We start from the raw sequence: 6,824 nt of genomic DNA, 5'->3' as shown, positions 1-6,824 counted from the left end.
GTCCCCCCAGAATGAGACGGGGCAAGGGGCGGATCCGGCGGTCGATGCGGGGGCGCATCAGCCGATCGACCCGGAGACCGGCAGGCCCCGCAAGTTCGCCTACCCGCCGAACCTGGTGGTCGTCGACGGCGGCCCGCCGCAGGTAGCGGCGGCGCAGCGGGCGCTGGACGAACTGGGCGTCGACGACATCGCGGTGTGCGGCATCGCCAAGCGGCTGGAGGAGATCTGGCTGCCCGGCGAGGACGATCCGGTCATCCTGCCGCGCAACAGCGAGGGCATGTTCCTCGTCCAGCGGGTCCGCGACGAGGCGCACCGGTTCGCCATCACCTTCCACCGGCAGCGGCGTTCCAAGGCCATGACGGTGAGCGAACTCGATAACGTTCCGGGTCTGGGCCCGGCGCGGCGGGCGGCGCTGCTGAAACACTTCGGATCGCTGAAGCGGCTGAAGGAGGCGACGCCCGAGCAGGTCGCCGAGGTCCCGGGGATCGGGTTGCGCAGCGCGGAGGGCATCGTCGCCGCGCTGAACGGGCCGTCCGGGGCGGCGGCCCGCGCGGCAGGCGCCGGCCCGGGCACGGGCGGCGACGGGGAGCACAGGGGGAAGCGGTCATGACCAGCGAGAGCAAGATCCCGGACATCGTGATCGTCACCGGCATGTCGGGGGCGGGCCGGAGCACGGCGGCCAAGTCCCTGGAGGACCTCGACTGGTACGTGGTCGACAACCTCCCGCCGGGGCTGCTCGCGACGATGGCCGACCTCGGCGGCCGGGTGAAGGACGCGGTGCCCCGCATCGCCGTCGTCGTGGACGTGCGGAGCCGCGCGTTCACCGACGACCTGCACTCCTCGATCGCCGAGCTGGAGGCCCGCGGCGTCCACCCGCGGGTGGTGTTCCTGGAGGCGAGCGACGCCGACCTGGTGCGCCGGTTCGAGAGCGTCCGCCGCCCGCACCCGCTGCAGGACGACGGGCGGCTGGTCGACGGGATCGCGCGCGAGCGGGAGCTGGTGCGGGAGGTCCGCGCCGAGGCCGACCTGGTGATCGACACCAGCGGCCTGAACGTGCACGAGCTCCGCAACAAGATCATCGGGTTCTTCGGCAACGACACCGGCGAGTCGAGCCTGCGCGCCACGGTGGTGTCGTTCGGCTACAAGTACGGCCTGCCGGTCGACGCCGACCTCGTCGTCGACTGCCGCTTCCTGCCGAACCCGCACTGGGTGCCGGAGCTGCGGCCGAAGACCGGCCGCGACGCCGCCGTCCGCGACTACGTCCTCGGGCAGCGCGGCGCCAAGGAGTTCCTGGACGCCTACTCCGAGGTGCTGCGGCTCCTCGCCGACGGCTACGAGCGCGAGGGCAAGCACTACGTGACGCTGGCCGTGGGCTGTACCGGGGGCAAACACCGTAGTGTGGCCATGGCGGAACAGATCGCCGCCCGGCTGCGGGACGAGGGCATCGAGGTGCAGGTCGCCCATCGTGACCTCGGCCGTGAGTGAGACCCGCGGCTGAGACCCGGCCCGGGTCCTGGACAGGGAGAGAAGCGGCACGGTGAAGCCCCTCGGCCCGAAGGTCGTCGCGCTCGGCGGGGGCCACGGCCTGTACGCCTCGCTGTCGGCGCTGCGCCGCGTCACCGACCGGCTGACCGCGGTCGTCACGGTCGCCGACGACGGCGGCTCCAGCGGCCGCCTGCGCCGCGAGCTCGGGGTGCTGCCGCCCGGCGACCTGCGGATGGCGCTGGCCGCGCTGTGCGGCGACGACGAGTGGGGCCAGACCTGGCGGGACGTGGTCCAGCACCGCTTCCGCAGCGAGGGCGACCTGAAGGACCACGCCGTCGGCAACCTGCTGATCGTGGCGCTGTGGGAGCTGCTCGGCGGGGACGCGCCCGGCTCGACCGTCGCGGGCCTCGACTGGGTGGGCCGGCTGCTCGGCGCGCACGGCCGGGTGCTGCCGATGGCGGCCGTCCCGATGGACATCGTGGCGCAGGTGCGGGGCGCCGACCCGGCTCGTCCGGACGAGATCAGCCAGGTCAAGGGGCAGGTGGCGTGCGCGAGCACGCCGGGCGCGGTGCTCGGGGTGTCGCTCGTCCCGGCCGACCCGCCCGCGTGCCCGGAGACGCTGTCCGCGGTGGAGGACGCCGACTGGGTCGTGTTCGGCCCCGGGTCGTGGTTCACCAGCGTCCTGCCGCACCTGAAGGTGCCCGCGCTCGCCCGCGCCCTCACCTCCTCCCGCGCCCGCCGCGTCGTCGCGCTGAACCTCGCGCCGCAGCCCGGCGAGACCGACGACTTCTCCCCGCAGGCCCATCTGGAGGTCCTCCAGGCGCACGCGCCGGACCTGCGCGTCGACGTCGTCCTCGCCGACGCCGAGGTGGTGGACGACCCGGGCGCGCTCGACAAGGCCGTCCAGGCGCTCGGGGGGCGGCTCGTCCTCGCCGAGGTCGCCGCCGACGACGGCTCCCCGCGTCATGAACCCGCCCGCCTGGCCCAAGCCTTCGTACAGATATTCAGTGAGTGACGTCCGCGCGGGCCTTCATCGGCCAGACTGCTGGAAGTCCGATAGGGGGAGGGTTCATCTATGGCGATGACCGGTGTGGTCAAGGACGAGCTGAGCAGGCTCTCGATTCTGAAGCCATGCTGCCGCAAGGCCGAGGTCTCGACGCTGCTGCGTTTCGCGGGGGGTCTGCACCTGGTCAGCGGGCGCATCGTGATCGAGGCCGAGATCGACACCGGGGTGGCGGCGCGCCGGCTGATCAAGGACGTCGCGGAGGTGTTCGGGCACACCTCGGAGGTGGTGGTGCTCGCGCCGAGCGGGCTCCGCAAGGGCAACCGCTACGTCGTGCGGGTCTTCCGGGACGGTGAGTCCCTGGCGCGGCAGACCGGGCTCATCGACAACAACGGCCGTCCCGTCCGCGGGCTGCCCCGGCACGTGGTCGCGGGGGCGGCCTGCGACGCCGAGTCGGCCTGGCGCGGGGCGTTCCTGGCGCACGGGTCGCTCACCGAGCCGGGCCGGTCGATGTCGCTGGAGGTGACCTGCCCGGGCCCGGAGGCGGCGCTCGCGCTGGTCGGCGCGGCCCGCCGGCTGAAGATCCACGCGAAGGCCCGCGAGGTCCGCGGCGTGGACCGGGTCGTGGTCCGCGACGGCGACGCGATCAGCGCGCTGCTCACCCGGCTCGGCGCGCACGACAGCGTGCTGGCCTGGGAGGAGCGGCGGATGCGCCGCGAGGTGCGCGCCACCGCGAACCGGCTCGCGAACTTCGACGACGCCAACCTGCGCCGCTCCGCGCGCGCGGCGGTGGCGGCGGGCGCCCGGGTGGCGCGGGCGCTGGAGATCCTCGGCGACGACGCGCCCGAGCACCTGGTGAACGCGGGCCGGCTCCGGCTGGAGCACAAGCAGGCGTCGCTGGAGGAGCTCGGCCAGCTCGCCGACCCGCCGCTCACCAAGGACGCGATCGCCGGCCGGATAAGGCGCCTGCTGGCCATGGCCGACAAGCGCGCCGGCGACCAGGGCATCCCGGGCACCGAGGCCAACCTCACGGCCGACATGCTGTCCCCCTGACCCGGCGGCCGCGTGTCAGGGGAGGCGCGCGTCAGGGGAGGCGGCGGAGGGATCCGTCCGGGGCGGCCTCGACGGCGAGCCGGCGGCCGGAGAACGACGCCTCGACGCGGATCCCGCCGCCCGGAAGGGGGCTCGTCCGCACCTGCGGGGCCTTCCCGTCCCGGACGGGCGCGATGAGCGTCAGCGTCCGCACCCGCGTTCCCCGCGCGGGCAGCGCGACCGCCGGCGCGGCCAGCGTCCGCCGCGAGGACGGGACGATCCACCCCTGCGGCGGGGTGAGGCTGCCCCGGACGACCTGGGCGGGCAGCGGCGCCGTGCCGGGCAGCGGGATCCGCGCGAAGTGGACGCGGACCTTGCCCGCGGTGGCCACGGCGCCGGTCCCGTCGGCGGTGGCGGTGGCGGTGAACGCGGCGGGCAGGTGCCAGAGCTGCTCCACCAGCCGGGGCGCGGCGGAGGCCGCCTCGTCCAGCACCATGAGGGCGTCGGGGTCGGAGGCGGCGAGCACCGAGCGGGACCGGGCCGTCCCGGCGTAGGCGGTGTCGGAGAAGCGGAAGGTGTCCGCGCCGCGCTCGAACCGGTGGGCGGTCAGGGCGGTGGGCGCGCTCTCGGTGAACGGCGCGCCCCGGACGACGAGGGTATTGTGCGCCTCCGGTGAGCGCAGCCACGCGCTCCACGCCGGGTCGCTGTAGCCGATGTGCCCGCTCGGGACGAGGATGTCGCGGCCCAGGGCGTGGAAGGTGAGCCCCATGTGGTCGCTCTGGCCGTGGGCGTACCGGCCGGGCCCGAACCGGGCCGTGTACGCCGTCTCGGCGGTGAACGGGCGGCCCCGGTCGCCCCAGCCGGAGCGGCCCATCACGTATCCGGCCTCGTAGACACGCGCGCGGGCCTTGGGACGGGTGCCCTTCGCGCCGCGCGTGGCCACGTACTTGAGCGGACCGCTGCCCGGCAGGGCGATGCCGGACGCCTTCGCCGCGTAGGACTCGCCGATCTGGAGCAGGTCCCCGCCCGGTGTGACCTGGAACGCGATGAACTCGTCGAGGAGCCGGTGCCTGCGGACCAACTCGTCCGGGACGGGGTGGCCGCACGCGCGCATGACGTCGAACGCCAGCCGCCACCGGCCCCGGTTGTAGACGGCGTAGTGCGCCGACTGCTCGTTGTTGGCGCCCTCGGCGTCGATGGCGGGGCGGGCGCCGCCGGGCGGGCGCAGCATCGCGTCCAGCAGCCGCTTCCGCCCGAGTTCGGCGAGGTCGGCGCGGCCGATCCCGCAGCCGGCCGTCATGAGGGTCATCGACTCGTCGGTCCCGTGGTTCCAGGGGCCCGAGTAGTGCCCGGGGCGGGCGAGCCATTCGGCGTGCCGGGCGATCGCCTCGTCCAGCCAGCGGGCGGCGTGGTGCTTGCGCAGGCAGACGAGGGTGACCAGGCGGAATTTGGTGCCCTCGGAGATCGCCTCCCGCCGGTCCTCGCCGAAGCGGCCCGGGTCGCGGTTGTCGGCCAGCCAGTCCCGCGCGATCGCCGCCGCCGTCTCCAGCGCGGCGCGGTCGTGCGTCCGCGTGTACTCCTTGATCGCGCCGCCGAGCCATTCGAGGGAGTGGAACCAGAGCTGCCAGGTCCGGTCGTGGTAGGGGTCCAGGCCCCAGTCCACGTCCGTCCCGGCGGCGACGCGCACGGGCGCGGTCCCGGGCGTCCTGAACCGGCCCGCGCGGATCTCCCCGCCCGGGTTCAGGGCGTCCAGGCCATTGAAGCCGAGGCATCTCGCCCTGCCGACGGTGCCCTCGGCGGGCGCCGGGCCGGACACGACGGGCGCGGGCTCGGCCGAGCCGGCGGAGTCCCCGCACGCGGCGGCCAGCGCCAGCAGCGCCGCGCCCCCGGCACGGCGGGCCTTCAACCAAGATCGTATGTACACGGGTCAGAGACACACCATGCGTCCCTCCGGTTGACAGTCGCCGGTGACGCGCGGGTGAACGCTCGGCGACGGGACGGAACGCGCGCCCGCTGCTGTCATCCGTGTCCGTTTCCGGGTGTCTTATCGGCGTGATGTTCCTTGAGGACCTCGACTCGGGCGAGGCGGCGGCGCTCTCCCGGTCCGCGCTGGGAGAGCTGTTCGCCGCGCACTATCCCCGGCTGGTGGGGCTGGCCGGGCTGCTGGGCGCGGACGACCCCGAAGACGTGGCCCAGGAGGCGTTCGCGCGTCTCCAGGGCCGGGGGCGCGCGCTGCGGCGCCCCGAGACCGCCCCCGCCTACCTGCGCGCCACCGTCTGCAACCTGGTCCGCAACCGGCGCAGGCACCTGCGCCTGGCCCGGCTGCGGCAGCCGCCGCCGCCCGATCCGGCCGCGGCGGCCGAGCACGTCGTCCTCGACCGGGAGAGCCACCGCGAGCTGATCGGCGCGCTGGACGGGCTGTCGCGGCGGCAGCGGGAGGCGCTCGTCCTGCGCTACTGGCTCGACCTGACCGACCACGAGGTGGCCGAGGCGATGGACGTCTCGCCCGGCTCCGCCAAGACCCACATCCGGCGCGGCCTCGCCGCCCTTCAGCGCGCCCTGGGAGGTGCATCGGCATGACGGAGATCGAGCAGGCCCTGCGGGAGGCGCTGCGCGCCCAAGGCGGGTCCTACGAGGTGAGCCCGGACGCGTGGGAGCGGGTGCGCGAGCGGGGGCGCGCCAAGCGCCGCCGGACCCGCCGCCGCGCCGTGCCCGTCATGGTGGCGGCGGTGGCCTGTACGGCCGCGGCCATCGTGCTCCCAGGACACCTCCTGGACGGCGGCGGCGCGTCCCGCGGGCCGAGGACCGGTCCCGCCGAACGGCCGCCTGCTGGGGCGATGGGGCCCTCCAGGCCCGCCATCGGCGGCGCCGAGGACCCGGCGATGCTGAGACGGCTCTGCGGCGGAGCACCGCGTGAGGAACGCGCGAGGCTGCTGGCGGGGCTCCGCGCCCTGCGGTTCCCGAGCGGTGGATGGCTCGTGGCCATGGGCGACGGGCGGGGCAACCTGGCGTTCAAGGGTGTGATGGAGATCGACGGGCGGGTGGTCTGCCGCCCGTACGTCCGCTCCGTCGCGCTGGGCGCGCCGTCGTACGTCGAGTACGGCGGCGAGCGCGGTGCCGGGGAGGTCTCGTGGCTGGGCTTCACCGCCAAGCGCGCTGTGTCCTTCGACATCGCCTACAGCGACGGCACCCGGATGCGGTTCGCCTGCGGCGCGACGGGGGCGAGCAAGGCGAACTGCGTGCAGCGCGCCACGGACAAGGGGCCGATCACGCTGTTCGCCACCGGGACGCGCTTCTACCGGCC

Annotated in this window: 7 protein-coding genes; 6 read left to right on the top strand and 1 reads right to left on the bottom strand. The window is 74.9% G+C overall.

Annotation, left to right across the window (positions count from 1 at the left end; genetic code table 11):
* From E1298_RS42220 to whiA, 4 genes are all read left to right on the top strand, one after another.
* A partial coding sequence (locus tag E1298_RS42220) for a helix-hairpin-helix domain-containing protein (RefSeq protein ID WP_243726171.1) occupies window positions 1-610 on the top strand: 610 nt, incomplete at its 5' end.
* On the top strand, window positions 607-1,485 hold the full coding sequence (rapZ, locus tag E1298_RS42215) for an RNase adapter RapZ (protein ID WP_131903003.1): 879 nt from the start codon (window positions 607-609) through the stop codon (window positions 1,483-1,485). The genes E1298_RS42220 and rapZ, both read left to right, overlap by 4 nt.
* A 52-nt stretch (window positions 1,486-1,537) precedes the next feature.
* On the top strand, window positions 1,538-2,500 hold the full coding sequence (locus E1298_RS42210) for a gluconeogenesis factor YvcK family protein (protein ID WP_207945169.1): 963 nt from the start codon (window positions 1,538-1,540) through the stop codon (window positions 2,498-2,500).
* Window positions 2,501-2,560: 60 nt separating this feature from the next.
* Complete coding sequence (whiA, locus tag E1298_RS42205; protein ID WP_131903001.1) at window positions 2,561-3,541, top strand: DNA-binding protein WhiA; 981 nt, start codon at window positions 2,561-2,563, stop codon at window positions 3,539-3,541.
* Window positions 3,542-3,572: 31 nt separating this feature from the next.
* On the opposite strand, the gene E1298_RS42200 is transcribed toward whiA, so the two are convergent.
* The gene (locus E1298_RS42200; RefSeq protein WP_131903000.1) at window positions 3,573-5,444 is read right to left on the bottom strand and encodes a heparinase II/III domain-containing protein; all 1,872 of its coding nucleotides are present in this window, start codon (window positions 5,442-5,444) and stop codon (window positions 3,573-3,575) included.
* A 131-nt stretch (window positions 5,445-5,575) separates the two neighbouring features.
* On the opposite strand from E1298_RS42200, the gene E1298_RS42195 reads away from it, so the two are divergent.
* Together E1298_RS42195 and E1298_RS42190 are read left to right on the top strand one after the other, a co-directional pair.
* Window positions 5,576-6,100 (top strand): RNA polymerase sigma factor, encoded by a 525-nt coding sequence (locus tag E1298_RS42195; protein WP_131902999.1) that lies wholly within the window; start codon window positions 5,576-5,578, stop codon window positions 6,098-6,100.
* Window positions 6,097-6,824 (top strand): hypothetical protein (locus E1298_RS42190; protein WP_207945168.1); only part of this gene is annotated, 728 nt, incomplete at its 3' end. The genes E1298_RS42195 and E1298_RS42190, both read left to right, overlap by 4 nt.

The organism is Actinomadura rubrisoli (assembly GCF_004349215.1).
Lineage (GTDB): Bacteria > Actinomycetota > Actinomycetes > Streptosporangiales > Streptosporangiaceae > Spirillospora > Spirillospora rubrisoli.
This window is presented reverse-complemented; position numbering and strand designations above follow the sequence as displayed.

What these genes read in the sequence shown, in the direction of transcription:
- rapZ (WP_131903003.1), top strand. Translation starts at nt 607, where the DNA reads ATGACCAGCGAGAGCAAGATCCCGGACATCGTGATCGTCACCGGCATG.
- whiA (WP_131903001.1), top strand. Translation starts at nt 2,561, where the DNA reads ATGGCGATGACCGGTGTGGTCAAGGACGAGCTGAGCAGGCTCTCGATT.
- E1298_RS42195 (WP_131902999.1), top strand. Translation starts at nt 5,576, where the DNA reads ATGTTCCTTGAGGACCTCGACTCGGGCGAGGCGGCGGCGCTCTCCCGG.